Annotated in this window: 26 protein-coding genes and 1 pseudogene; 11 read left to right on the forward strand and 16 right to left on the reverse strand. The window is 38.4% G+C overall.

Going from position 1 to position 25,479, the window contains the following annotated elements:
- Together P8610_RS13440 and P8610_RS13445 are read left to right on the forward strand one after the other, a co-directional pair.
- On the forward strand, window positions 1–296 hold a 296-nt coding region (locus tag P8610_RS13440; RefSeq protein WP_394604806.1), incomplete at its 5' end, for a hypothetical protein.
- Between the two features lie 95 nt (window positions 297–391).
- Window positions 392–565 carry a hypothetical protein gene (locus tag P8610_RS13445; RefSeq protein ID WP_394604807.1) on the forward strand — a complete coding sequence of 58 codons (174 nt, stop codon included), beginning with the start codon at window positions 392–394 and terminating at the stop codon, window positions 563–565.
- Window positions 566–595: 30 nt separating this feature from the next.
- Here the strand turns inward: P8610_RS13445 and P8610_RS13450 are convergent, their stop codons facing one another.
- From P8610_RS13450 to P8610_RS13465, 4 genes are all read right to left on the reverse strand, one after another.
- Window positions 596–1,042 carry a DUF4385 domain-containing protein gene (locus tag P8610_RS13450; protein WP_394604808.1) on the reverse strand — a complete coding sequence of 149 codons (447 nt, stop codon included), beginning with the start codon at window positions 1,040–1,042 and terminating at the stop codon, window positions 596–598.
- A gap of 130 nt (window positions 1,043–1,172) precedes the next feature.
- Entirely contained in the window at window positions 1,173–3,488 is a 2,316-nt protein-coding gene (gene helD / locus P8610_RS13455) for an RNA polymerase recycling motor HelD (RefSeq protein ID WP_394604809.1), read from the reverse strand.
- Between the two features lie 201 nt (window positions 3,489–3,689).
- Entirely contained in the window at window positions 3,690–4,163 is a 474-nt protein-coding gene (locus P8610_RS13460) for a DinB family protein (protein WP_394604810.1), read from the reverse strand.
- Between the two features lie 82 nt (window positions 4,164–4,245).
- Entirely contained in the window at window positions 4,246–4,803 is a 558-nt protein-coding gene (locus tag P8610_RS13465; protein WP_394604811.1) for a cysteine hydrolase family protein, read from the reverse strand.
- Between the two features lie 193 nt (window positions 4,804–4,996).
- Here P8610_RS13465 and P8610_RS13470 point away from each other — a divergent pair, with 193 nt between their 5' ends.
- Window positions 4,997–6,175 carry a NupC/NupG family nucleoside CNT transporter gene (locus tag P8610_RS13470; protein ID WP_394604812.1) on the forward strand — a complete coding sequence of 393 codons (1,179 nt, stop codon included), beginning with the start codon at window positions 4,997–4,999 and terminating at the stop codon, window positions 6,173–6,175.
- Window positions 6,176–6,218: 43 nt separating this feature from the next.
- Here the strand turns inward: P8610_RS13470 and P8610_RS13475 are convergent, their stop codons facing one another.
- The 6 genes from P8610_RS13475 to P8610_RS13500 form a co-directional block, all read right to left on the reverse strand.
- Window positions 6,219–6,737, reverse strand: coding sequence for a GNAT family N-acetyltransferase (locus P8610_RS13475; protein ID WP_394604813.1), 519 nt, complete (start codon window positions 6,735–6,737; stop codon window positions 6,219–6,221).
- A gap of 106 nt (window positions 6,738–6,843) precedes the next feature.
- The gene (locus tag P8610_RS13480; protein ID WP_394604814.1) at window positions 6,844–7,380 is read right to left on the reverse strand and encodes a hypothetical protein; all 537 of its coding nucleotides are present in this window, start codon (window positions 7,378–7,380) and stop codon (window positions 6,844–6,846) included.
- 199 nt (window positions 7,381–7,579) lie between these two features.
- On the reverse strand, window positions 7,580–8,065 hold the full coding sequence (locus tag P8610_RS13485) for a methylated-DNA--[protein]-cysteine S-methyltransferase (RefSeq protein WP_394604815.1): 486 nt from the start codon (window positions 8,063–8,065) through the stop codon (window positions 7,580–7,582).
- Complete coding sequence (locus tag P8610_RS13490) at window positions 8,058–8,951, reverse strand: DNA-3-methyladenine glycosylase family protein (RefSeq protein ID WP_394604817.1); 894 nt, start codon at window positions 8,949–8,951, stop codon at window positions 8,058–8,060. Before P8610_RS13490 ends, P8610_RS13485 begins: the two co-directional genes overlap by 8 nt.
- On the reverse strand, window positions 8,938–9,516 hold the full coding sequence (locus P8610_RS13495; protein WP_394604819.1) for a bifunctional transcriptional activator/DNA repair enzyme AdaA: 579 nt from the start codon (window positions 9,514–9,516) through the stop codon (window positions 8,938–8,940). Before P8610_RS13495 ends, P8610_RS13490 begins: the two co-directional genes overlap by 14 nt.
- A gap of 132 nt (window positions 9,517–9,648) precedes the next feature.
- On the reverse strand, window positions 9,649–10,866 hold the full coding sequence (locus P8610_RS13500) for an MFS transporter (RefSeq protein ID WP_394604820.1): 1,218 nt from the start codon (window positions 10,864–10,866) through the stop codon (window positions 9,649–9,651).
- Between the two features lie 191 nt (window positions 10,867–11,057).
- On the opposite strand from P8610_RS13500, the gene P8610_RS13505 reads away from it, so the two are divergent.
- Window positions 11,058–13,154 carry a DNA topoisomerase III gene (locus P8610_RS13505; RefSeq protein WP_394604821.1) on the forward strand — a complete coding sequence of 699 codons (2,097 nt, stop codon included), beginning with the start codon at window positions 11,058–11,060 and terminating at the stop codon, window positions 13,152–13,154.
- A gap of 242 nt (window positions 13,155–13,396) precedes the next feature.
- Here the strand turns inward: P8610_RS13505 and P8610_RS13510 are convergent.
- From P8610_RS13510 to P8610_RS13525, 4 genes and pseudogenes are all read right to left on the reverse strand, one after another.
- Window positions 13,397–15,149: pseudogene (locus tag P8610_RS13510) on the reverse strand (alkaline phosphatase D family protein).
- Between the two features lie 459 nt (window positions 15,150–15,608).
- Window positions 15,609–17,432 carry a PAS domain S-box protein gene (locus tag P8610_RS13515; RefSeq protein WP_394604822.1) on the reverse strand — a complete coding sequence of 608 codons (1,824 nt, stop codon included), beginning with the start codon at window positions 17,430–17,432 and terminating at the stop codon, window positions 15,609–15,611.
- A gap of 144 nt (window positions 17,433–17,576) precedes the next feature.
- Window positions 17,577–17,816: a hypothetical protein gene (locus P8610_RS13520; protein ID WP_394604823.1), complete on the reverse strand. Its 240-nt coding sequence runs from the start codon at window positions 17,814–17,816 to the stop codon at window positions 17,577–17,579.
- Window positions 17,817–18,098: 282 nt separating this feature from the next.
- Window positions 18,099–19,448: a hemolysin family protein gene (locus P8610_RS13525; RefSeq protein ID WP_394604914.1), complete on the reverse strand. Its 1,350-nt coding sequence runs from the start codon at window positions 19,446–19,448 to the stop codon at window positions 18,099–18,101.
- Window positions 19,449–19,692: 244 nt separating this feature from the next.
- Between P8610_RS13525 and P8610_RS13530 the strand changes: the two genes are divergently transcribed.
- Window positions 19,693–20,502 carry an undecaprenyl-diphosphate phosphatase gene (locus tag P8610_RS13530; protein ID WP_394604824.1) on the forward strand — a complete coding sequence of 270 codons (810 nt, stop codon included), beginning with the start codon at window positions 19,693–19,695 and terminating at the stop codon, window positions 20,500–20,502.
- A 31-nt stretch (window positions 20,503–20,533) separates the two neighbouring features.
- Here the strand turns inward: P8610_RS13530 and P8610_RS13535 are convergent, their stop codons facing one another.
- On the reverse strand, window positions 20,534–20,749 hold the full coding sequence (locus P8610_RS13535) for a hypothetical protein (RefSeq protein ID WP_394604825.1): 216 nt from the start codon (window positions 20,747–20,749) through the stop codon (window positions 20,534–20,536).
- Between the two features lie 272 nt (window positions 20,750–21,021).
- Here P8610_RS13535 and P8610_RS13540 point away from each other — a divergent pair, with 272 nt between their 5' ends.
- From P8610_RS13540 to P8610_RS13555, 4 genes are all read left to right on the forward strand, one after another.
- Window positions 21,022–21,672 carry a hypothetical protein gene (locus P8610_RS13540; protein WP_394604826.1) on the forward strand — a complete coding sequence of 217 codons (651 nt, stop codon included), beginning with the start codon at window positions 21,022–21,024 and terminating at the stop codon, window positions 21,670–21,672.
- Between the two features lie 113 nt (window positions 21,673–21,785).
- Complete coding sequence (locus P8610_RS13545; protein WP_289496607.1) at window positions 21,786–21,998, forward strand: helix-turn-helix transcriptional regulator; 213 nt, start codon at window positions 21,786–21,788, stop codon at window positions 21,996–21,998.
- A gap of 16 nt (window positions 21,999–22,014) precedes the next feature.
- Window positions 22,015–22,386 carry a hypothetical protein gene (locus tag P8610_RS13550; RefSeq protein ID WP_394604827.1) on the forward strand — a complete coding sequence of 124 codons (372 nt, stop codon included), beginning with the start codon at window positions 22,015–22,017 and terminating at the stop codon, window positions 22,384–22,386.
- Between the two features lie 17 nt (window positions 22,387–22,403).
- Window positions 22,404–22,682, forward strand: a complete 279-nt coding sequence (locus tag P8610_RS13555) for a DUF3784 domain-containing protein (protein ID WP_394604828.1) — start codon at window positions 22,404–22,406, stop codon at window positions 22,680–22,682.
- Between the two features lie 37 nt (window positions 22,683–22,719).
- Here the strand turns inward: P8610_RS13555 and P8610_RS13560 are convergent, their stop codons facing one another.
- Window positions 22,720–24,243, reverse strand: coding sequence for an MDR family MFS transporter (locus tag P8610_RS13560; protein ID WP_394604829.1), 1,524 nt, complete (start codon window positions 24,241–24,243; stop codon window positions 22,720–22,722).
- Between the two features lie 407 nt (window positions 24,244–24,650).
- Here P8610_RS13560 and P8610_RS13565 point away from each other — a divergent pair, with 407 nt between their 5' ends.
- Together P8610_RS13565 and P8610_RS13570 are read left to right on the forward strand one after the other, a co-directional pair.
- On the forward strand, window positions 24,651–25,097 hold the full coding sequence (locus P8610_RS13565) for an OsmC family protein (RefSeq protein ID WP_394604830.1): 447 nt from the start codon (window positions 24,651–24,653) through the stop codon (window positions 25,095–25,097).
- A gap of 128 nt (window positions 25,098–25,225) precedes the next feature.
- Complete coding sequence (locus P8610_RS13570; protein WP_394604831.1) at window positions 25,226–25,453, forward strand: hypothetical protein; 228 nt, start codon at window positions 25,226–25,228, stop codon at window positions 25,451–25,453.
- Window positions 25,454–25,479 lie beyond the last annotated feature (26 nt).

Consider the following 25,479-nt stretch of genomic DNA (forward strand, 5'->3'; position numbering starts at 1 on the left):
AAACTGGACAGGATCGCATTGAGAACAAACTCATTCCAGAACTAAAAACTGGACAGGATCGCATTGAGAACAAACTTGATAGAATGAATTTTAACATTATTTCAAGTATAGGAGATTATACCGATAAGATTATCCATCATTTTGAAGATACTTCTAAAGCATTAAATAAAAACATCATCACAAGTATGGGAGATTATACAGATAAGATCATTCATCACTTTGATGATACTTCTCAGGCATTGAATAAAAGAGTGTTAAAGGTTGAAACTGAAATCGAGAAAGCTAACAGGCAGTAAAGGCACCTAGACATCAAATAGGGTCTCTGCTGTTTTTTAATTTGAATACTTGTGAATGTTAAACATATTTTTATGTATAGAAGGAGGCTAACAATATGACTTGGTTTTGGGTTTTCATCGGAGGCATGTTACTTTTTGCACTTTTTATAGACTGGCGTCGGAAAAGAAATAACAACAATCCGCACAGTTCTACTCACGCAGGTGCTAAGCCTGGGGATAGCACGAATTATCAGATGGGAGACAATCGGTATACAGGTGGCGGCGAATAGAAAAAGCATCTCCTTTGATAGATGAGATGCTTACCCGAATTCTTTTTGATGCGCTTTTTTCATTTTCAAATATTCTTCATCTGTTCGAGCGAGCTTCCACTTCTCTTCAAAAATCGCTGCTGACTTCGCCTTTACAGGGTCGATTTTACGTTCATTCACCTCGCCGTTTTCTTTATATTTCCTTCCCCCTTTGTAGTTCGTATAACGCCGTGCACGTGTATAGCCCATCTGCAGAAACTTCCTCGCCATATCAGCACCGACAAAATCTTTATTTTCCTTATACTCTAGAAATTGTTCATAAATTTTCTTGGAAGACTTTTCAGCTTCTTCCGGTGTTTTGAAACGCCAATGAGGAAGGATCTCACTTTTATAGGGTTCAACTAAAAGAACACCTTGTTCCCCGCGTCCAACACGATACTTTTCTGGATGTTTCCGAAAGTCTATCTTTTCAAAATCAAGGTCGTAGTTAAAAGCCATTGAATTCCCTCCTTTATCTTATCGTTACCCGAAAAAAGGGAAATTAAAAATTTTTAGTGTGTGCTTCCTGTCTCTAATTTAGGTTTTGCCCAAAAAAATCCGCTGTTCATTAGAACAACGGATCGCACACTTATTGAACATTCTCATATAAACTTTCTGAAGCTTCTTCTATAAAAGGACATGGCTTTCCGCTATAAAACACGGTCAGCTCATGCATCGCACGCGTGCACACCGTATAGAACAGTTTTCGTTCACGTTCATTTTGATAACCTGATGCATCAAATATAGCAACAGCATCAAACTCGATGCCTTTTGCTAAATATGAAGGTATAACGATTACTCCTCTTTGGAAAGCAGCATCTTCGTCGATCATAAGCCTTACATCCATTGTTCCCTTTAGCGATTCGTACACTTTTTTACTTTCTTTAGCAGAACGACAGATTACAGCAACCGTTTCATGTCCTTCATTTAACCAGCGACTAACGAGCTTTTGAACTTGATCGACATGACTTTTATCACTTTCAACCGCAACGACAGATGGTTTCTCTCCAGAACGATTAAATGGAATAATTGTGCTTCCATCATGTAAAAGACTCTTCGTAAACTCTACAATTTCTTTAGTCGAACGGTAACTTCTTGAAAGTGTAATCGTTTCAGGCTTTTTCTTATCCAATAATTTCTTCAGCCTGCTGAACGACTCATCGGATGCATGGGCGTAAATGGACTGGTTCAAATCTCCGAGCACGGTTAGATTTGCTCTTGGAAATATCCGCTGAATGAACGCGAATTGAAATAGTGAAAAATCCTGTGCCTCATCAATAAAAACATGTCGCACTGCTGCATTACTTTGAAAACCGATCAATAACTCTTTCACATATAAAAATGGTGTGGCATCTTCATTCGCGAGGTGATTTTGTTTTAAGTTAAACAACGTTTGATTGCAAATGTCGATCCACGTATCTAGATTGTCTATCAGCTTATTATTTTTTTGAAACAGTTTCGCATACAGTGACTTAACGTCCAGGAAGGCAAACTGCTCAACCTTTTCTCGCACCGGTTTAAAAGCAATCCTCGTTACATAAGCCGATAAAACTTTTTGCTCACTTTGCAAATCATTGAACGAATCCGCCCCGTACTGATTTCGTTCTTGCAATTTCTCATATAGCTTTGTATACACATTTTTATCGAGAAGCTGAATCTCTTTTTCTACCCAAGGTTTCTTGCGTTCTCGACGCTCAATTTTCTTCAGTTCTTCTAAAATCCAAACAGACGTTTTTTTCATTCGATAAGGTACGGTTTCACGCTGATCTAGTGAATAAAAGAATTCACTGATCTGTTTTGCTCGAATAACAACACGATCCCGGAATCTTATATCTAAAAACTGCATGCCTGATGTACTCAGTTTATCAACATATCGATGAATCTCATCTAAAAAATCAACAGAAGCTTTAAACTTTATTCCATTGATGCGACTCGACTCACCACTTCCTGATAGCAGATCCTCCATCTGTTCAAATGGCGTTTCCACGGAGAAATCTTTTGCTAAATGATGGTCGATATAAGCCTGGAAAGTAGTTTGCTCCATGTTTTCTTCACCAAGCTCGGGTAGCACGTTCGCTACATAACTGTTGAACATGTTGTTTGGCGAAAATAAAACAATATGGTGAGATTGCAGTGTTTCACGGTCCCGGTACAATAAGTACGCGACACGCTGAAGGGCTGCTGATGTTTTTCCGCAGCCCGCTGCTCCTTGCACGACAAGTAAATCGCTTGATGTATTTCGGATTATCGCATTTTGTTCTTTCTGAATTGTAGCGACTATGCTTTTCATTTGAGTATTCGCTTGATTGCCTAATACTTGCTGAAGAAGATCGTCCCCGATTGCTTCTCCTGTATCAAACATGCCTTTAATTTCACCGTTTTTTATAATAAACTGTCTTTTCAGCTCTAATTCACCTGTGATGATTCCGCTCGGCGCACGAAAATCCGCGGTACCAAGAGAATGATCATAATACAAACTAGAGATCGGTGCACGCCAATCATGAACAAGAAAAGAGCTTGTGAGTTCATCATAATAAGAAGCAATCCCGATGTATACGTTCTCGGTCTCAGCTTCATCCGCTTCTTTAAAATCAATGCGTCCAAAATAGGGTGACCTTTTTAGTTTTTCATACGTCTTGAGACGAGCTTTTGCTGATGTGTGACTTCGTTCGATTTCGGATAAAAGTTCTGATTGCTGTTTAATGCTTGCTGCTGTTTCGATTGCATCGTCAACATCATCTAAGTTAACTGTAACATCTGACCAAAAGTTTTTTCTAATCTGCACAACATCAGCTAGCTTTCCACCAAGATGATTCTCCAGTTTGGCCGTAGCATCAGAAAGTTTATGAATCACTTTATCTACTCGTTTTTGTTCATTTTGTTGTTCCCGATTCCAAGTAGTCATCCGATCTCTCCCTACTACAAAATTTATAGTTGACACACACTTCCTTTTCATCGTATAATATAATTAGGAGTTATTATAACCTAATTTATTTAACGAGTGCGTCTTTTCTATAATAGCATATTTCTGTGCAAAAAGTACATAGATGATTTACCGTAAAAAACAGTGAACCTCCACATGGGGGTTCACTGTTTTTTTGTGAAGCTACACCTGCTTGACCGACTGATTCTCTATAACTCTCTTGATTGCATGCATTTGGCCTAGATGATACGTTTCGTGGAATACTGTAAAGTTTACAAGTTCACCAAAGGTTTTAAAGTTAAAAATTTCTTTCTCCAATTTTTCTTGCAGTCTCTCTTCTGGTATTTCTTTTATTCTTACTAGTTGATCGGACAGCTGCTGTTGAAGTTCTTTTAATGTTGGTACTTCTCCTTTCCAATCGGCCGGGCTAGTTCCTCTGTTAAATAACTCAATATAGTGTTTTGGTAAGTTTGAAGATTTTTTCGGGAAATCAAACATAAAATACTCAGCGGTAGTAAGGACATGACCTGCATGCCAGCGAATATTGTTGTTGAACCCTACAGGCTGGACATCTGCAAGTTCTGCGTTCATAGCTTCCAGGTGATTTAGAAAAAAAGCTCGTGAAAGTTCAAAGTTTTGAATTGTTAAAGTACTCATTCATACTCCTCCTTTATTTTAAAAAAACGATCATACCGACCATTATACAAACCCTATCGCTGCTTCCTCAATAATACGTCCCTTAACGATAGTTATCGTGTATAGGCTGAAATAGATCTTCAGTAGTGTTCCTTACCGCCGAAAAGTGGTCAACGTTATAGTGACCATGCAGAATTTTATTGTGATGGCTTATGATTTGTTCAGCAGTCAACACCTCTGAATTTGTGGTGGAATGACCATCTCCAACTAGTGTCACATCAAAACCTGAGACCGTTGCCATCCTAACTGCCGTATCGATGCAATGTTCTGTCTTACATCCCATTACGACCAGGTGACGAATTTTCTTCTTATTTAAATATTCTAGTAGAGGTGTTCCATAAAAAGAGCTGGTTGCTTTCTTATTAAAAATTTCTGCATGCTCTGGAACTGCAATATCAGGATGAACCTCAAATCCAGCTCCATTTCCCTCTGCAACGTCAAGATCTCGGATAAAAATGATAGAAGCATCTGCTTCTTCCGCTTTTTCGATCACTGTGTTGATGTTGCTTAACAGACTGCCTTTGTTAAAAACCTCCTTCTCTTTTTCATTACCGTCTATCAAATCTTGTTGCGCATCAATTACAATTAGAGCTTGCTTCAACTTATCCGCTCCTCTTGATTCATTTTTCCTTCCAAATTTAATTTCGACATAGAATTCATATATCTTGTTTTTTGAACAAATTTTTTAAATTGGTTAATACTAACAAAGCAGTTATATTTTATCGTTGCGAAAAAAATTAAATTAACGAATAATAGAAAAGTTCTATTCGTAAAAGATTTAGGAGGAAAAGGAAATGAAGTACATCATCTTTCTAGCTGGAGTGGCTGCGGTTTTCTTGTTAGCCTACCTTGTCAGCAATGATCGCAAAAAAATTAAATACAGACCCATCTTAACCATGCTTGGGTTGCAGTTAATTCTTACATACTTTCTATTAAATACAGGTGTTGGCCTCGTTATTATAAAAGGTATTTCTAAACTGTTTGAAAAGTTATTAGGCTATGCAGGAGCTGGGATCGATTTCGTGTTTGGCGGACTTGCAAATGAAGCAGCCATGCCGTTCTTTTTAAACGTATTGCTGCCAATCGTATTTATTTCAGTTTTGATCGGTATTGCTCAACACTTCAGGATTTTGCCGTTTATTATTAAATGGGTTGGATTTGCCTTAAGTAAAGTGAATGGTTTAGGAAGACTAGAATCCTATAACGCCGTGGCATCTGCGGTTTTTGGCCAGTCCGAAGTATTTATCTCCGTAAAAAAACTGTTAGGGCATATGCCAAAGCATCGGTTATATACACTTTGTACATCAGCTATGTCTACTGTTTCTGCCTCAATCTTAGGGGCATACATGACGATGATCGATCCAAAGTACGTTGTAACAGCCTTGGTACTTAACTTGTTTGGTGGATTCATTATCGCAAACATCATAAATCCGTATGAAGTAACTTCTGATGATGACATTATTGAGATCGAAGAAGAAAAACAAACGTTTTTTGAGATGCTCGGTGAGTACATTATGGATGGATTTAAAGTAGCTGTTATCGTGGGAGCCATGCTTTTAGGATTTGTTGCGTTGATTGCGTTAATCAATGACGTGTTTGATATGGTGTTCGGCATTACCTTCCAAACGATGCTTGGATATGTGTTCGCACCTGTTGCATTCCTTGTCGGGATTCCGTGGTCAGAAGCCGTTTCAGCTGGTACAATCATGGCAACAAAACTTGTTTCCAACGAATTTGTCGCGATGATGGATTTGGCCAAGTATGCAAAGAATATGTCCGACCGTACAATCGGTATTGTATCCGTGTTCCTCGTATCGTTTGCCAACTTCTCTTCTATCGGTATTATCACTGGAGCAGTTAAGGGGCTTCACGAAGAGCAGGGAAACACTGTTGCCCGCTTTGGTTTAAAACTTCTCTATGGCGCAACTTTAGTAAGTATTTTATCCGCTGCCATAGCCGGTTTATTTCTATAAGCAATTAAAAAAGAAGCCTCGGCTTCTTTTTTTGTTTCGCTTTTTAGGTAACTGCTGAAAACGCAGGAGGATATTCAACCTTTCCTTGTATCCCTTCCAACGATCCCTTTTTTAGCTCAAACACCATAAATACTTCTTCTTGAACTGGAAATGGTGAATGTATTCCTTTTGCAACAGAAGAAACGAATCCAAACTTCGGATAAAAGTTAGGATGTCCCAATACGACCACATGCTCATAACCTAATTGCTGTGCTTTTTCTAAACCTGTTTGTACTAAAAGAGTTCCTATCCCCTGCTTTTGATGCTGAGGAGAAACAGCCATTGGGGCAAGCGCTAGTGTAGGTACTTGTTCGTTCTCTGTCTGAATCATCACTTCACTGAACAGAATGTGACCAACAACTTCTTCATGCTTTTCAGCTATTAAAGATAGTTCTGGCACGAACCACTCTGAATCACGTATAGCTCTTATTAGTTTGCTTTCACCTTTACCGTTAAAAGCAGAAGAGTTAATTTCATCGATGACAATGTAATCTGCTTCCTTTTCAATTCTGATTTTTATCATATGAACTTTCCTTTCCAAATCTTATATATTCACTATACCCTCTTTGAATGATACCCAACAACATAAAAAAACTGCCGCCTCACTATAGAGACAGCAGTTGTACATGCTATTGAAGTTCAGCTGCAAATTGACCTGGTACCAATTTTAACGCTTCGTGAACTGTGTTTAATTTTTCTTCAAAAGCTGTGAATAATTCGTCAGCTTCATTTGCTTTTGCTTCATCTTCTAATCCAGCTACGCGAGCTTCGTAAGATTTCTTCAGCTCTTCAAGAGAACCTTTTACAGCTTCTTGGTTTTCTTTTGATAGATCTGACGGTACTTCAATAGATGGAATTTCAGCTACAGCCTTTTCACCAGCTGCTTTTGCATCAGCTTTTAATTTATCGAGATCTGCTTGAGCAAGTGCTTCTTCGCCTTCTTTTTCAAGACCTGCAGCATATGCATTAAATGGTGCATGGTATCCGCGAAGTTTGTTTACAAGCTCCCCTTCGAAGTTAAGAAGTGTAATCTTTTCAGCATTTCCGTCTTCTTTCTTCTCAGCCGCTGCTGGCTTTGCTTCTTCTTTTGGTTTTTCTTCTTCCTTGCTGCACCCTACGCTAAGCGCAAGTAAAGCAGCTGCAGTTACCGCTAAAAATTTTTTCATCGAGATAGCCCCCTGTATATATTTCTATTTTTTGGAACTTTCTCATTTTAATACTTTTTCTTACTATTGTAAATCAAAATGTATCCGTTTTCTCTTTTTCCAAAAAAAATAATACTCAAGCCTTAATATGATTGAATTATCAAACTATTTTTATAATTCTAATTCCTAATCCTTTTAATATAAAAGTTATAACACTATACTAAATGATTAACTCCTTTAAACTTTTCTCATGATTTAAGAGCCATTCTTTTCTCCAAAGACCCCCTGCATAACCAGTAAGCTTCCCATTCGTCCCAATGATTCTATGACACGGAATAATAATGCTTAATTTGTTCCTCCCATTTGCACTTCCTACAGCCCTGACCGCTTTTTCATTTTGAAGCATGTTTGCAATATCACGGTATGATGCGGTTTGAGCAAAAGGGATCTGTAAAAGCGAATCCCAAACAGCCTGTTGAAATGGCGTTCCATTCAATGTATAGGCAAAAGTAAATGTTTTGCGCTTTCCTAAAAAGTATTCATGAAGTTGTGTGCAGCAATCTTGTAGAACATCTGGTATTTCTCTCTGGTGCTCAATTGCTGACAATCTATCAACGAACACTATTGAGTAGACCGTATCTTCGCTGCTCACCATCTCAAGAACACCTATAGGAGATTCGTAGTCCAATTTGAACAGTTTACTCATACAAAGACCTCCAAAGATAAAAAGTGGCGTACCCTTCCCAGTCAGTCCAATTTTCCGCGAATTTCTTTAATTCATCGATTGTTGGTTTACGATCCTGTTCCAACTGTTTCATTACCGCGTTGTGTAGTCCTACATCAGCTATCGGAAATGCATTTGGCTTTAACAGACATTTCATTAAACAATAGTCTGCTGTCCAAGCTCCGATTCCTCTTATGGAAATCAGTTGTTGAGCAGGATTTTCAGACTCTTTCAAAACTTTCTTTGACAAATGGCTAGAACTCATCTCTTTTGCCACACCAATCACGTACTCTGCTTTCCTCTCAGTAAATTGAAGCTTTCGTAAGTCATCGGTTTCAAGATTTGCGATTACTTCCGGCGTTGGGTGTAACCAAAATAACTTTCCATTGTAATTCAGCTTCTCACCAAAGTTCTCAACAAACCTTCGTTTTAGCGTATAAGCAAACTTTAAGTTGATTTGCTGTCCCATGATTGCCCAAGTCAAAGCTTCAAACAAATCAGGAATTCCAATGATCCGTAAACCGTAATACCTTTGTGTAAGTGGATGAAGGATGGGGTCTTCAGAAGCAACTTCATAAAAAACAGAAAGATCTCGCTCCAAATCAAACCATTCCGTAATATACCCAACCACTATTTCTTTTTGTTTTGTTTTTTTATCTGGAAACTTTACAATTAACTTTTGATCTTTAGAGTTTATTTTCATCAAAATTCTATCATTATCGACTTTTATTAGTTTATAAAGTGTATCTTCTTGTATGTCATGCATCACTTCCAGCTGTGATCTTCCGAGGAATGTGAGACATTCAGAAAAGCTGAATTCGTTAGGCAAGTGTATTTCTAGATGATCATCGCAATCAGTCCACTGCATATCCTGCCTCCTTTTTAGATTTTCGATAGTCACTTGGAGAACAGTTTTTGATCTGACGAAACGTTTTATAAAAATTTGAAGGACTATGAAAGCCCGCTTCATAACAAATTTCAAGATTTGTTTTTGATGAATTCATTAGCAGGAATGCCGCTTTATCTATGCGAATCTTCTCCACATATTCACGAGGCGTTTCGTTCATTTCCTCTTTGAACAGCCGCTCTAAATAAAAGGAGCTCACACCTGCGTAATCTGCTACATCTTGCAAAAGAATACGCTTGTGGTGGTTGTTCACTAAATAACTCGTTGCTTTTCTTATTAAATCAATCTGTGGACAATGCTCGACCTCAGGCTGGCACCTCTTACATGCACGGTATCCCGCCTCTTCACATTGCGTGATCGTATCATAAAAGACGACATTCTTCTTTTTGGGCTTTCGCGATCGACAGGATGGACGGCAAAAAATCTTCGTTGTCTTAACTGCCGTATAAAACAAGCCGTCATAAGACCGATCGCATTCCATGATTTTATCCCACATCTCGTCAAATGACATATGTACGTTACTCACTGTTCATCCCTCCACCCATCATCTTTTCTTTATTTTATCAAGCAAAAATCTTAAAGTCGTCCTCAATCTTGCTGTTATGGTCTGTGTAAAATAAAAAGAGAGTGACAAATAGCCACTCTCTTTCCTTTGTATTTATTTCACAGCCGCAACACGGTCATTCTTTTTTCGGGTGCCACTTGTTTTATATTGATAAAGTATGACTGCAGCGATGACAAAAGATGTAATTCCAAAGCCAATCACCATGTTAAAGAATCCAATCGTATCCAAAAACAAACCCGTTAACAGCATCAACACTTGAAAGATGATGTTATCAACCATCCCCTTAATGGAGAAAAACCTTCCGTGATAATCAGATGGCACATCCGTTTGAAAGATGGTCGTGACAACCGGGAATAATGTGCCCGCCGCTAGACCAAACAGTCCGAACGAGAGAACAGACATGATTGGATGATCTGCTAAAAATAAAGAGGTGTGTGCGGTAGCAATAATAAACGTGATTGCAAACATGTAAGATAATTTCGGATTGTCTCTAAAAAACCTTTTTGATAAAAACGTACCAATGAATACACAAACCCCTTCTGTTGTATACAGGATCCCTTTAATACCCGCATTATCTTGAAGCTCGCTGATCTCGATCACCATTAAATTGAAGCCGGATAAAAATAAGTAAGCTGGAATCAACAAGAAGATACCATAAACCACTTTCGGCTGTTTTTTAACCATAGGATAGAGCTCAGCTAGCGTTCTGAAGAAGTTTTCTTTTCTGCCAGACTTATCTACTTCTTTCGGCTTCTCTTCCACATTTAAAAAGAACGTAGAAATGAGTAGAATTACATATGAAACAAGCGTTACTGTATACAAAGAAAATAGCGACATGCCGACAAGCATCACACCGCCGAGTGCTGTTCCAACAATTCGAGAAGCTGTAAAGATGTTCATGTTGACACCGTTCGCATCAAGAAGTTCTTCCTTTTTCACGATTAACGGCAGCATGGTCTGCATGGCGGGCTGTGAAAACGTTCCGGAAATTCCGATGACGAGCGTATAAACAACCATCCACCAAACATTGTTGTAAGCGATCGCTAAGTACATAAAAAAGACCGCTGCACAGCGAGCAAATCCTGCATATATTAATATCTTTTTCTTGTTGCTGCGATCAATAATTCGTCCGGCCATCGGTGCCAAAAATATACCAACAAGAAAACCTGCTAAAATAATGAGTGCCTGCAGAAAGGATGACTCTACATTCATCTGCAAAAATTCAAGGTTCCCAATGATTCCTACCCAAAGTCCAGTACTTGATACAGCAAGACCAAACATCAAAATTAAAAAATTCCGGTTTCGCCACATGTTCTCTTTCTCCTTTCAGTCACACCGAAACAGTACATCTATGTTTATCAAAAATTACTTAACAAAGTAAAATAGACTCATTATTCAGTATACAGTATTTAGAAACTGTGAAGGAGAAATAAATCTTCATTTTTTTCTTATTTTTACACTCTGTTATAATGACTACAGTAGAAGTTCGAAAGGGGTACATTATGAAACAATTAATCCTTGCTGAAAAGCCGAGTGTGGCACGCGACCTTGCCCGTGTCCTAGGCTGCAAGCAACAAAATAAAAGCTATATTGAAGGTTCGAAGCACATTGTAACGTGGGCACTTGGTCACTTAGTTGAACTAAAAATGCCTGAGGACTACGACAAGCAATACAAACAATGGCGCTTGGAAGATCTCCCCATCATTCCAAAACATATGGGATTAAAAGTGATCCGCCAAGTCAGTCATCAATTCCGTGCGATTGAACAGCTCGCTAAACGTAAAGACATCGGTGAGCTTGTAATTGCAACAGATGCTGGACGTGAAGGTGAACTGGTCGCGCGCTGGATCATGGAAAAAGTGAGATGGCAAAAACCTGTGAAGCGACTATGGATTTCATCTCAAACCGATAAAGCAATACGTGATGGATTCAACCAGCTCAAACCCGCTAAACAATATGACAACCTTTATCAATCTGCTGTTTGCCGTTCTGAAGCAGATTGGCTGATCGGCCTAAACGTGACACGTGCACTAACAATGAAATACAATGATCCGCTTTCTGCTGGCCGTGTTCAGACACCGACTCTTGCTATGATTTTAGAACGTGAGCAAGAAATCAACTCGTTTCAGCCAAAAGACTTTTGGACGATTGATGCGACGATCGGGATGTTAAAAGCGTCTTGGGAACGCAACGGTGAGAAGCGTCTTTTCGAAGAGAAAAAAGCGACAGACATCGTTAGCAAAGTAAAGGGACAGCAAGCAACTGTTTCTTCACTTCAAAAGAAGGAAAAAACTGAGGCACATCCGATGCCTTACGATCTTACTGAACTGCAGCGTGACGCGAACCGCCGTTTCGGGTTCTCTGCTAAAAAAACATCGTCTGTTCTTCAAAAGCTTTATGAGCAATATAAGCTCGTTACGTATCCAAGAACAGATTCCCGCTACTTAACAAAAGATATGGAAAACACGATGTATGATCGCCTTCAGGGAATGTCATCAGGCTATCGTGAAGAAGTGCAGCCCCTTTTAAAACAAAAAGGAAATGTTGTCGCAAAGAAAGTATTCAATGACAGCAAAGTTACCGATCATCATGCGATCATTCCGACGGATGAACCGTTGCACTTAGGTGATCTCGATAACGATGAGCGCAAACTTTATGATTTAATCGCACGCCGATTCCTTGCTCTGTTCTATCCTGCGTATCGAACGGAGACGCTGACTGCTGCAATGAATGTTGCAGGCGAGACGTTCATGGCACGTGAAACATTGGTGTTAGACCCAGGTTTTAAAGTGCTGTCTGGTAAAGAAGAAGAAAGTCCTCGTGCACTTGCTAATCTAAAAGAAGGGCAAATACTTTGTGTTAAAGAGGTGAATGCGGAGAAAAAGCTTACTGAACCACCTTCCCGTTTTACAGAGGCCGACCTATTATCTCGTATGGAAAAATATAGTCTTGGAACACCTGCAACACGTGCTGATATTATCGAAAGACTATTAGGGTCTGAAGTGCTTGATCGTAAAAACAACAAGCTGCACCCTACTCCTAAAGGGAAACAGCTGATCGATCTTGTGAATGATGAGTTGAAGTCACCTGAATTAACAGCTAAATGGGAGCAAGATCTAGAGGCCATTGCACGCGGAAAAGGAAATCCAAAAGAGTTTCTAGAAAACATCCGCAAGCAGACAAAGCAGCTTGTGATGGAAATCAAAACAAGTTCGCAGGAATACCGTGCTCATAACCTAACAGGCTCCAAGTGTCCAGAGTGTGGAGAGCTATTAAAGGAAGTAAAGGGCCGTGACGGCAAAGTGCTTGTCTGCTCCGATCGCGAGTGTTCATACCGCCGCCGAAAAGATCCGAAGCTATCGAACCGACGTTGTCCGCAGTGCCATAAGAAAATGGAGCTTCACAACGGAAAAGCCGGCACATACTTTCAATGCAAGCCATGTAATGTGGTGGAAAAAGCAGACGATAAGAAAAAGAAGGTTACGAAGCGAGAAGAACGGCAGCTGCTCAAAAAATACAGCGCAAACAACAAAGAGGACGAAGGCTTTGGGAATAGTTTAGCTGATGCATTAAAGGCTGCGATGAAAGATAAAAAATAGTTAAAAGCTGACTTCTGCGGCCGGAAAATAGCATGTTACTGCTGTTTAGACCTTATGAAGTCAGCTTTCTTTAGTTTAGGGGAAATGAATTTGTACGCTTCAACCGTTAATCTGTCCAATTCGAGCATTTATCTGTCCGATTGAACGATTAATTTGTACGATTCGAGTGTTTATCTGTCCGATTCTCAAAGTGCGCTATTTCAGGATGAAAATAAATCTTTGATTTACCCTCTTTTCGTTGTTTACTGCCCTACTCCAGCAGACTTTTTCTCCATTTGCTTCTCATGCGCTTTTCCATGAGCTCGGTTTCTATCTTCTTCCACCTCACGCGACATTTTTACCCCTTCAGCTACGCTTGTTGAAGAGACTTGCTGTAAACCGTTTTGATCTTTTTGATAAACGAAGGATGCTCTTGTTGATATAGCTGCACCTGGAGACGTAACAAACGGCACAACACGATAGTCGGTACGCCACTCTTCTGGCGTTACCGTACATCGTACATACCCTCGGTAATCGTTAAAAAATTTGATATGCGGATTCAATCCCAAAATCTTATCCGTATCAGCTCGTTTATCCGCACCATTTCCTCCAGAAGTAATGGATGTTCCTACAAATTCAGCACCAATCACTTTTGAAGCTGAATCATCATAGTTCGTTCTCAAATCACACGCCCAGCTGGCATGTACATCTCCTGTTAAAACGACTAGATTATTTAAATTCTTAGACTCAACAAAATCAGTAATGCGCTGACGTGACGCTGTGTAACCGTCCCATGCATCCATGCTTAATCGAGGTGCAGTACTTGACCCATAGTTTCGCTGAGCAAAGAACACTTGTTGAGCAAGAACGTTCCAGTGAGCTTTTGAGTTTCCTAGATTCTGTAGCAGCCAACTTTCCTGCTCTTTCCCCATCAACGTTCGGTTCGGATCTTGCGATTCGGGTGATGGGGGTTTGCTGCCATCACCATTTGCTTGATCATCACGATATTGACGCGTATCCATCACATTGAATGCAGCCAGGTTACCGTAAGAAAAGTCGCGGTACAACAACATGTCCGCTCCATGCGGAAGGGAAGAGCGACGCAATGGCATGTGTTCATAATAAGCTTGATAAGCTGCAGCCCGTCGTTTTACAAATGCTTCTATTGACTGATCTTTTTCAGGAATCATGTTGGCATAGTTATTCTCAACTTCATGATCATCCCAAGTAACGATCCAGGGAAACGCTGCATGTGCAGCCTTAAGATTTCCATCTGAGCGGTATTGTGCATGTCTATTTCGGTAGTCTTCTAGTGTCATAATTTCAGGCCCGCTATGCGTGCGAACATTTCCAGATGGAGATACGTATTCATTTGGTCCGTATTCATAAATATAATCCCCAAGGTGAACGACAAAATCTAATTTCTCTTCAGACATATGCTGATACGCTGTAAAGAAACCATGCTCATATTGCTGACAGGAAGCAAATGCAAATGTCATGTTTTTCACGTGAGCATCCTTTTTAGGAAGTGTCTTTGTTCTGCCGACAGGACTTAATTCATGACCACTTTTAAAACGATAAAAATACACATGATCTGGCTTTAGTCCCTCTACCTCAACGTGAACAGAATGAGCTAGATTAGGCCGCGCAAATTCCGTTCCCTTTTGGACGATTTTCTTAAACCTTTCATCTTCAGCAATTTCCCATTTAACAGATACCGCTTCATCTGGCATCCCCCCTCCATTCAGTGGATCGGGTGCTAACCTTGTCCATAACACAACACTATTAGATAACGGATCGCCTGATGCCACACCTAATGTAAAAGGGTAGTTTCTAAACGTGGGTGCTGCGTTCACTTCGTTGCTGCCTAGCGATTGTGCAATTGTGAGTCCCAGTGAAATACCTGCAATTTTTCCGGCACCTGTGAGGAATGTTCTTCGATTCAGTTTGTTTTTTTTTTAAGCTGTCGTCTGTAAGCTTCTTAATCCATTCGTCCATCGGTCTTTCATCCATCATTGTTGCAACCCCTTTTAAATTAAATGAATTTTTACAATGCTCATTATAAATTAGGAATGTTAAGAAACCATTTCCTAATGTAAACGTATAAACATGTACCCTTAGGAAATTATTACTAAATTAAGACTGATCAAAGTCCATATCTGTTTACCATCAAGGTTCGACAACGATTGAATAAAATAACGAATCATTCATATGGCCTGTTTTTCTTCATACTATCTTTAAGAGATGTTCATAAAAACATAAGAAAGATTCGGTGATGACAAGTGGCGCTAAGGCGGAAAAAGAAGAAAAAACAATACGGAGAGCACTACTCGTGGTTTGACTTTTTATGTGATGTTCTGTTTTTTATACCCGAAATTTTGGTTTGGATGATTCGTATACTTGGAAGGGGCATATTCAGGCTTTTCGATGGTATATAAAAAAACAACTCTCATAATAGAGAGTTGCTTAATAGTTTCATTTTTGCATTGATTTTTGCAGTGTTATAGATACCGTTGTCCCTTGTCCTGCTCGGCTCTGAACTTTTAGGTCACCTTTGTGCTCCGTAATGATTTTATTGCTGATGGTGAGGCCAAGGCCAATCCCTTTTTCTTTATTTGTAAAAAACGGTACCCCAATACTTTTTAAACGTTCCTCCTCAATTCCAATCCCATTGTCCACAAATAGAAGTTTCACCTTTTTGTCTGTTTCTTCAATAGCTATCGTTAGTATTCCGCCTTCGTTCATCGCTTCGATCGCATTCTTTATTACATTAATAAAAACTTGTTTAATTTGATTTTTTTCACAAAAGACATACAATTTCTTCTCTTTAAATAGAAGGCGGATCTCTACGTTGTATAAGTTTGCTTCTGATGTTAACAGCATTACCGTATCTTGCAGCAGTTGAATAATATTTACGTCTTTCTTAATTTGAGTTGCATCAGGTTTAGCCAGTGCCATAAACTCGTTAACGATCGATTCTATTCGATGAAGCTCATCGCAAATCACTTCATTGTATAGATAGATTTTCTCCCGATCATAATCACCATTTTTCATTAAGGAAAACAAGCCTTTTATAGATGTTAACGGGTTGCGAATCTCATGAGCAACTCCTGCTGCCAGTTCTCCTAAAACTGCAAGCTTTTCACTGTTTCGTATATACTCATCTGCTTTTTTCTTTTCAGTAATGTCTCTAGAAATAAATACGATTCCTTCAATTTCACCTTCATCAGAAACCATGGGCATCCCTTTTCCCTCTAAAAGGATCGGGTGACCTGAAGCATGCATTTTCCGATAAACAAGTGGCATTGGATTCTTTGATGATGACACCAGGTTTATATAGTTCTTTACTAATTCATGGTCTTCAACATGAATGCAATTCATAGAGTTTGTACCAAGGAGAGTTTGCGGATCGATTCCTAACACACTCTTATAGGAAAGAGAAGCATATAAATATTTCCCTTCTGCATCTACTAAGCAAATCAAATCATTGCTGTGATCGAGAATAATTCTATGCTTAAACTCGTTCTGCTTTAGCGCAGCTTCTGCTTTCTTTCTTTTGGTGATATCTCGAGATGCAACAATTGCAGCATGATTGCCTTTTTGATAAATCGGTTTACCTTTCGATTCAAGCCAGATATAAGAACCATCTTTTGTTAAATATCTATACTCAACAGTTAGTGGTATTTGTTCAGCAATCATCCTAGTAAATTCTGAAATAACATGGACTCGGTCTTCTGGGTGAACGAGATCAAAAGGTGTTGAGCCAATAGCCTCTTCTTGTGGGTAACCGGTTACCAGGCTATAAGAAGGAGTCAGGGAAGTAAAAACACCTTCCATATTAACAACCCCTATAATATCAATCATATTTTCAGTAATGAGTTTCAAATGCTCTAACGTTTCCTGCTTTTCAATGTGCTGCTGCGTTAAATTCCGAATGATAATCTGTGTAGCATGGGATGAAAACATGAGCGGAAATCCAATAACTTCTAATTGAATATAATTACCTTTTTGGGTAATCCATGTTTGTTCACTAGGCTTTGGTGCAATTCCATTGCCGCATGACTGGATGCGTTCCTCCACTATGTCATGCACTTCTGTAGGAAGGTTGTTCCAGATTGGCTTGCCGATGATGTCTTCTTCCGCTTCGAGAATTTTTCTAGCAGCAGGATTAACATATACCCATTTTCTATCTTTTTGGATAAGAAAAGGAGTCTCAGAATGTTCAAATTGGCTGGCATAATTTTTAATTTGATTAATGACAAGACGATCTGCTGCGGGTTGACCATCTGAAATTTTCATATCCACCCTCCATGCAAACGTTAATCAAAACGTTTCGTTTGTAATTAACTAAATTATAAACATAGAGTTCTTCGTAAATAAAGATATTTTTCACGATTATTCATAATATTGAAAAGTTTATAAAGTGAGCTAAGTTGTCCTGAATTAAAGAAGTATCTGCCTTTTTAAAAAGTCAGATTGTGTTTCTTGAAACAAAAGAGCTGCACCTTTTATGGCTATTTTTCTTTCTGGGGCAGTTACGGAGGCCATGATGATCTGTTCTTGATTGTAATAGAGCATGCTCATAACAACGGTTGTTTTATGACTGTATTGAAAAATATCTACATCTACCAATTCACCTCCAATCATTACTCGAAAAAAACTGTATTTCGGGGAACTTCTCATCTCCATGACCCCCTTAATCTTTTAAGTAATTATACTTTGGTCATAAAAGTTTTGTTATTTAAATAGTAAATAACTCCTAATAATTTGTCAATATATTCTGTCAATTAAAGTCGATTTCCTGGGAAATTAGTTGTAGGTTGGAAAATAGTACGATTAAATATTTCTCTTGCGCGCACTGAGCTGTGTTGGAAGGCAGTCAGGCGATGGCAGTGAAAGTATGTGTACCTGTATATTAAGCACCATAAAAAAAGACCAGTCTAATTAAGACCGGCCTCATAACTTTTATGCTTCTTTTTCCACTAGTTGCTGCTCTGCATCTTCGGGTATCGAGTTATCTTTAAGCTCTACTTCCCTCTTGGTAATTTCAATCTTTTTAACTTGATGTCCATCTATTTCGATTACTTTGAAGTCATATCCTTCATAAGTAATTACCTGATGTTCTTGAATCTCAGAATTCTGAGATAACACCCAGCCACCAATTGTATCAAGTTCACTGTCATCAATTTGAAGTCCGTAAATGTCATTAACTTCTGCGATCAAAACTTTACCATCAAAGTGTTTTACATTTGGACTTACTGCCTGAATCATCGGTGATTCATCTTCATCGAATTCATCTCGAATTTCACCAACAAGCTCTTCCAAAATATCTTCTATGGTTACAATACCTGCTGTTCCACCATATTCATCAACAAGGACAGCCATATGAAAACCTTTTTTCTGAAGCTTTAAAAGTGTTTCTTTAATTGGTGTATTTTCAAAAACACTAAGTGTGGGACGAACATAATGCTCTAGTGGATATTCTTTTCCTTTAATCAGGTCAAAAAATACTTCTTTCGCATTTACCATACCTAGTACATTATCTTTATCTTCACCTACAACAGGGTAACGTGTATATTTTTCTTCAGCAATAATATTTATATTTTCTTCCATGGTATTATCTTCGTAAAGACAAACCATTTCAGTACGAGGGACCATAATCTCTTTTGCAGTTCTGTCGTCAAATTCGAATACCTTTTCTACATAACTGAACTCAGATTTGTTGATTTCACCACTTTTGTAGCTTTCGCTCAAAATCAAACGAAGTTCTTCTTCGGTATGTGCCATGTCATGCTCTGAAGCCGGCTTTAAACCAAACATTCTTACTAAAAGCTGTGCACTTCCGTTCAAGAACCAAATGAATGGATACATGACTCTGTAGAATCCAATCAATGCAGGTGATAACAATAAGCTGATTGTTTCTGCTTTTTGAATAGCTACCGTTTTTGGTGCAAGTTCACCAAGAACAACGTGTAAAAAAGTAATGGATGCAAACGCAATTGCAAATGATAAAGTATGAACAATTGCCGGACTCAAATCCATTCTTTCAAATACTGGACCGAGAATTGCTTCTACCGTAGGCTCACCTAACCAACCTAATCCTAATGCTGTAATTGTAATACCTAACTGACAGGCAGAGAGTGATCCATCAAGGTTTGAAATAACCTTTTGTGCTGCAATCGCTCGTTTGTTACCTTCTTCAGCCAGTTGATCAATGCGCGATTTACGAATTTTAACAATCGCAAATTCCGCTGCTACGAAAAAAGCGGTTAGTAGAATTAATACGGCTACTGCAAATAATTTCAATAAGGTCAAACTGTCCAAAAAGACTCCTTATACCCCATATGTTTCTGGAATATAAGTTGTCACCTCCTAAGTGTTATAAATTTTATTAATTTAGAAAAGTATATCATAAAAATGCAGAACTTACTTAATAAAACATCTTATCACCTATTTTTAACAGATTTCATCTTTTGAATATACTGTGTTCTTATTATCTTTTCGACCAACATCATGGTATATTTACGTTGATTTCTATGATTGAAAGGTGACTTAACATATGGATTTAAAAGAAATATTGATTTACATTTTTCTAGGTATCGTACAGGGGTTTACGGAACCCATTCCAGTTTCATCGAGCGGACATCTTGTCATTGTTCAATATTTCATGGGTATTAATATCAAAGATTTAAATTTTGAAGTATTAGTGAACTTTGCATCCTTGTTAGCAGTCCTACTGGTTTACAAACACGATTTATATCATCTAATCAAAAATACTATCGGCTTTTTAACAACTAAAAAAAAAGAATACAGATCTGACTTTATGTTTTCGGTTTATCTCGTATTAGCCACAATACCTGTAGCGGTTCTTGGCATTCTCTTTGAAGACATGATAGGAAATTATCTAAAAGGCATCCAACAGGTCGGATTCTCCCTTCTTGCAACTGCTGCAGCGTTATATTTGATTCGAAATCTAAAAGGTTATAAAGGAGACAAAAATCTTACTGTAAAAGACGCTATTGTTGTAGGATTTGCCCAGGCTGTTGCGTTGATTCCTGGTATCAGCAGATCTGGTGCAACCATTGTTGCATGTATGGCACTTGGAATGAAGCAGGATACTGCTCTTCGTTTCTCGTTCTTCTTATACATACCTGTAAGTCTAGGTACATTTTTACTTTCTATAAGTGACATCACTGGGGCATCTAACTTTGATGAGATGGCTCTGCCATATGCAGGTGCTTTTATCGCTTCACTTATTTTTTCCTATTTCTCATTAAAGTGGTTTATGGGAATTATGAAACGAGGTAATCTTGGTTATTTTGCACTTTATTGCCTAGCCGCAGGGCTTTTTATAATCTTTTATTTTTGACAAAAAAGAGCTGATTTCCTTTCAGCTCTTTTTATTCTCCTATTTCCACTGTATCCAGGTTTTCTTCTCGCTTTAGTACAAGTTTATTTTCCACTTCATCGTAATAATATATTTTCATCCGATTATCTTCATCAGAATGAACATCCCCACTATACAGACCAAAATATCCATTCCCCAAGTGGCACAAGGTTCTTATGAAATACAGGCGAATTGTCTGAATAATCATTTCCTTGTGATCTACCGTCATATGATTATTTGCCCCTGTTACAAACAAGAGCAAAATACCAAATACAATTAAAGTGTATTAATTCTCCGTAATTCAAATGCTACGTCAGAATACATGTCTTCCCCCCATTACTCTACAAAGTTTCACAACCTAATTTTACTAGAAAAGGATAAAAAAACTTATGAATTTTAAAAAATAAAATGATGCTATTTATGGAAGACTTAGCCAATACGTCGTGTTATTATTGTCATGGAATAAGTAAAAAAATGTATTAGAAGGGGCGGTTACTTAAAGTGGAGTTTGTTTTAGACAATAAATGGTTGTTTCTAATTCTTGCAGAGACCGTTTTCTGGCTATCCACCCTATCCTTTTTGTTAGTAAGGTATTGGTTCAATTTAAAGAGATTAAGTGTAGCTTTTTTTATTCTTTTTCTCGTTAATGATTTATGGATTGCTACAATGGGATATTTCGATTATTTGAGAACTGGAGAATTCTCTGCTTACCAGATTATTATTTTGGTTGTTATCGTCTATGCTTTCATTTATGGAAAAAGTGATTTTCAAAAGCTTGATGCTTTTATTCAACGAAAAGTGGCAAAATGGCGCGGATTGCCTGCACCTGAACTTACTTCAACCAAACCACTATACGGAATGGAGCATGCTAAACAAGAAAGAAGAAACTTTTATAAACACCTGATTGCCTTTATTGCCGTTCAGTGTTTGTTTGTAGTCATGTTTGGTCTCTCTGACTCGGTTTCCAGCCTACAAATAGATACGCTATTTGCAGAGTGGTATGATCAAAAACAAACTGAGCTGTTTTACAAAAGTGACACAGCCAATAACATTACAAGGGTATGGACTATTATCCTTGCTATTGATCTGATAATCGCTATGTCATATACTGTTGCTCCAAAAAAGAAAAAAAAGGCTTCACATGCAGTCTAGTTCATACATCCTCATGAAGGGTGTATTTTTTCGTTTAACTTGTAACATATATTTGACATTTTTAATATATATATTACAATACAAGGTATATTATGTAAGGAGTTGACGTTTCCATGGCAGAATCAATAATTATGAACAAAGTTAAAATTGTTCGTATTGCAAAAGGAAACTTAACTCAAGGTGACTTTGCAAAGTTGGTTGGAGTAACAAGGCAAACTATGAATTTAATTGAAGCACAAAAGTACAACCCCACTATTCGTGTATGCTTACTCATTAGCAAGTACCTAGAAACACCATTAGATGAGTTATTCTGGATTGAAGAATAAAGAAAAGAGGTGCACTATGCAAATCAACTTCTTATTTATCGTTATTGGCAGTTTAGTTAGTTTAGCTTTTGTTTATGTATTAACTAAAGAATTGCAGTGGGGCGCATTATCGGGGCTTTTGATACTGATTGGCGGTTTGAAATTTCTTCGCATTCGAAAAAAAGAAGCCAACGATGAAATTGAGTATGACGAACGTGTAAATGATAATCTTAGAACGTTCACCCTCCAATCTTTCGCTTTTTCTCAATTACTTCTACTCATATATTTATTAATCTCTCAGCTATTTTTTAATCAACAGCACATCCAGTCAAACTATCTCATTCTTTATTTATCCATCACATTTATTATAAGCTTTTTCATTGGTCCTTCCATTGTAAGAAAACGTTAAACAAGGGGGAAAACAATATGAATAGCACCTTAATAATCACAGCGGTTATTTTGTTTTTTATGGCTTACCTTATCGGAGTGAAAAAACAAACTTGGCTATTAACTGGATTTAATCAGCAACGGGTCAGTAATCAAGATAAACTAGCCAGACTTGTAGGCTCCTACACTTTCATTATGGGAGTTGTCATGTTAGCAGGAGCTTTCATTCGACAGCTTGAAACAGAAGTGTTATTTCCTGTTCTAGTGATCGGTTATGTAGTTCTGCTCGGCTATGTAAATACAAGAATGGTTAAGTAAAAAAAAGCTTGGGATCATTCCTTCCCAAGCTCTCTTTCTATTCTGGCTTTGTCTCCGGTTTTCTTGAAGTTTCTACTCTTTCATTTCCCATAAACAAAATGACAACCGCAGAAATAACGATCGGAATCAATGCATATGTGAAAACTGTTGTAATGGAATCAGACATTGATGCAGTTATACCGTCTAAGATATTAGCAGGGATCTTCGTGCGTTCCTCCGCTTGAAACACCTTTTGTGGATCTATGTTCGTAAAAGCCTCTGAACCTTCCCCGCCGAAGCCTTTTACGTTTTCCTTTAGTTTTTCATAAAATATACGGTTTTGAAGTGCACCAAATATCGTTACACCAAGCGTCATACCTAGTGACCGCAGAAAGGCATTTGTCGAGTTTGCTGAGCCTCGATAGCGAAACTCCATCTTATTAATGGTAGCTGCTGGTAATAACGAGAACGAGAACCCCATTCCAAATCCAACAGTCACCATAAAAAATGTAAGCATTATTCTAGATGTGTCTGGTGTCAACCCGCTTAGCATATACATTCCGCTGAAATAAGCAATAACCGATATGATCATCAAGTTACGGAAGTTGGTCTTCGTTTGAAAAATTCCACCGATCATACTTCCCGCAACTGAACCTAGCATCATTGGTGTTAGAACCAATCCCGCACTTGTTGCAGAACCACCGTAAACAGCCTGAACAAAAATGGGAATAAAGACGGCTAAGATGATAAACGTGCTGCCGTAGAGAAATCCCAAAAGCTGTGATGTGGCAAAAAGTCGTTTCTTAAACATCCAAAATGAAATGATCGGCTCTGATGCTTTTTGTTCTACAGCAAAAAACACAATGAAAAAAACAGTGAAAATGGTAAACAGTGCAACAATCTGTGTGGAATCCCACGCATACGTTTTCCCGCCCAATTCAAGAGCGAACATCAAACTTACGACAGCGATAACAAGCGTAATGGCTCCCCACCAATCAATTTTCTGCTCCCGGTGCTCAAGTGTTTCCTTATAATAGCGGAAGATAAAATAGAAAGAAGCTATACCAATCGGTACGTTTATATAAAAAACCCAGTGCCAGCTGATCGCATCAGTAATGAACGCTCCAAGCAATGGACCAAGAACACTCGACGTTCCAAAAACCGCTCCAAGAAGACCTGTCATCTTTCCTCTCTTTTCAGGTGGAAAGATATCAAAAACAATGGTGAACGCAATCGGCATCAGTGCTCCCCCGCCAATACCTTGTATAGCTCGAAACGCAATCAGCTGCTCCATGCTTTGAGCGAGACCGCAAAGCGCTGAACCAATCAAGAATACAACAAGACCAAAGATGAAGAAACGCTTTCTTCCATACATATCGGATAGCTTTCCGTAGATCGGCATCCCTGCCATTACGGCGACCATGTAAGACCCTGTAACCCAAACGAACTTATCAAATCCTCCAAGATCCGCCACAATGGTTCCCATCGCAGTTGCAACAATGGTGTTGTCCATTGCCGCCATCAGTATACCGAGTAACAAGCCCGCTACTACCAATTTTAAATTCGTTTCTTTATGCACCATCGCGCCATCTCCTAACCTTACACCCTCATGTATACTTAATAAGATTAAGTATACATGAGGGACTTCTTGAGGGACAGTCCCCCAACAATTTATTTCCTTTGCTAAATCTCTTTATTTGTATAGGGTGTTTTCTGCATTTCGCACATCTGAAACTAAGCATTTTGTTTTTAATTGATTAGCATAGTACTTTATTTCCTAAGTATACAATCCCATATAAAAGAGACAGCACGTCTACCGCCTCTTTCAAAACATTCTATCGTTTTATATCACTCTAGACCTATCGGGGAGGATTTCATTTCGAGTCATTTAGTTACAGTTTTTTGATATTTTTCTTATAAACAGGAAATATGACGAATAGCGTTTTATCCTTTACACTGGAAATAGGAATAAAAAGAGGTGAATGGTAAATGGCTCAACATGTTTTTCATTTACAAGCACATTGGCCTGGCGGCAGAAATGACTCTGGAACGATTGAGACGAAGAATCTGCAAACTACCGTGTCCATACCGCCAGAGATGGACGGGCCTGGGATTGGCACAAATCCAGATGAAATGCTGCTCGGAGCGGCTGCAACTTGCTATATCATTACGCTCGCTGCCATGATGGAGCGAAGCAAGATTGAAAAGATAGATTTAACAATGGAATCTGAAGGAATTGTCGATGTTACGAACGGGGTAATTACTTATCAAAAGATCATTCATCGGCCTGTCGTCACAATCAAACATGACCCGTCAAAAGACTTTTCGACAATTATACAAAAACTCGCCATTAAAGCTGAGCATTCGTGTATGATTTCGCGGGCATTGAAAGGTAATGTCGAAGTAAATGTCTTTTTGACGATAAAAAAACAGTGATTTTGGAAGAACAGGACTTCCGCTGCCTGTACTTACCAAAATACTTATGTTAGCATAAATGTTAAGAAAGGAAAATATTATTTGGGTTCCTAACAAGTTCCCCCATAATAGAAAGGGGACGATGTATCATGAACCAACACGATGTGAAAACCATTCTTTTAAATTTGCAGAACAAACAGTATATTGAATCCGATATTACGCACACCTTTAGTGAAAACAACACCGCCGTTTTTTCTGTAAAGTATTTGAAGAGCGATGAATCGTTTGAAGTTATTCAGATTGAAACAAACTCCCTTCAGCGGTTTGATGACGTCGACTCGGCTGTTCATTGTATTAATACCTTGATTGCTAAATAGAGAAGATTTCTCATTATAATATAAAA

Origin of the sequence: Fictibacillus sp. UD, assembly GCF_043558025.1 — a bacterium.
Lineage (GTDB): Bacteria > Bacillota > Bacilli > Bacillales > Fictibacillaceae > Fictibacillus.

What these genes read in the sequence shown, in the direction of transcription:
- P8610_RS13445 (WP_394604807.1), top strand. Translation starts at nt 392, where the DNA reads ATGACTTGGTTTTGGGTTTTCATCGGAGGCATGTTACTTTTTGCACTT.
- P8610_RS13450 (WP_394604808.1), bottom strand. Translation starts at nt 1,042, where the DNA reads ATGGCTTTTAACTACGACCTTGATTTTGAAAAGATAGACTTTCGGAAA.
- helD (WP_394604809.1), bottom strand. Translation starts at nt 3,488, where the DNA reads ATGACTACTTGGAATCGGGAACAACAAAATGAACAAAAACGAGTAGAT.
- P8610_RS13460 (WP_394604810.1), bottom strand. Translation starts at nt 4,163, where the DNA reads ATGAGTACTTTAACAATTCAAAACTTTGAACTTTCACGAGCTTTTTTT.
- P8610_RS13470 (WP_394604812.1), top strand. Translation starts at nt 4,997, where the DNA reads ATGAAGTACATCATCTTTCTAGCTGGAGTGGCTGCGGTTTTCTTGTTA.
- P8610_RS13475 (WP_394604813.1), bottom strand. Translation starts at nt 6,737, where the DNA reads ATGATAAAAATCAGAATTGAAAAGGAAGCAGATTACATTGTCATCGAT.
- P8610_RS13480 (WP_394604814.1), bottom strand. Translation starts at nt 7,380, where the DNA reads ATGAAAAAATTTTTAGCGGTAACTGCAGCTGCTTTACTTGCGCTTAGC.
- P8610_RS13485 (WP_394604815.1), bottom strand. Translation starts at nt 8,065, where the DNA reads ATGAGTAAACTGTTCAAATTGGACTACGAATCTCCTATAGGTGTTCTT.
- P8610_RS13490 (WP_394604817.1), bottom strand. Translation starts at nt 8,951, where the DNA reads ATGCAGTGGACTGATTGCGATGATCATCTAGAAATACACTTGCCTAAC.
- P8610_RS13500 (WP_394604820.1), bottom strand. Translation starts at nt 10,866, where the DNA reads ATGTGGCGAAACCGGAATTTTTTAATTTTGATGTTTGGTCTTGCTGTA.
- P8610_RS13505 (WP_394604821.1), top strand. Translation starts at nt 11,058, where the DNA reads ATGAAACAATTAATCCTTGCTGAAAAGCCGAGTGTGGCACGCGACCTT.
- P8610_RS13515 (WP_394604822.1), bottom strand. Translation starts at nt 17,432, where the DNA reads ATGAAAATTTCAGATGGTCAACCCGCAGCAGATCGTCTTGTCATTAAT.
- P8610_RS13520 (WP_394604823.1), bottom strand. Translation starts at nt 17,816, where the DNA reads ATGAGAAGTTCCCCGAAATACAGTTTTTTTCGAGTAATGATTGGAGGT.
- P8610_RS13530 (WP_394604824.1), top strand. Translation starts at nt 19,693, where the DNA reads ATGGATTTAAAAGAAATATTGATTTACATTTTTCTAGGTATCGTACAG.
- P8610_RS13535 (WP_394604825.1), bottom strand. Translation starts at nt 20,749, where the DNA reads ATGACGGTAGATCACAAGGAAATGATTATTCAGACAATTCGCCTGTAT.
- P8610_RS13545 (WP_289496607.1), top strand. Translation starts at nt 21,786, where the DNA reads ATGGCAGAATCAATAATTATGAACAAAGTTAAAATTGTTCGTATTGCA.
- P8610_RS13550 (WP_394604827.1), top strand. Translation starts at nt 22,015, where the DNA reads ATGCAAATCAACTTCTTATTTATCGTTATTGGCAGTTTAGTTAGTTTA.
- P8610_RS13555 (WP_394604828.1), top strand. Translation starts at nt 22,404, where the DNA reads ATGAATAGCACCTTAATAATCACAGCGGTTATTTTGTTTTTTATGGCT.
- P8610_RS13560 (WP_394604829.1), bottom strand. Translation starts at nt 24,243, where the DNA reads ATGGTGCATAAAGAAACGAATTTAAAATTGGTAGTAGCGGGCTTGTTA.
- P8610_RS13565 (WP_394604830.1), top strand. Translation starts at nt 24,651, where the DNA reads ATGGCTCAACATGTTTTTCATTTACAAGCACATTGGCCTGGCGGCAGA.
- P8610_RS13570 (WP_394604831.1), top strand. Translation starts at nt 25,226, where the DNA reads ATGAACCAACACGATGTGAAAACCATTCTTTTAAATTTGCAGAACAAA.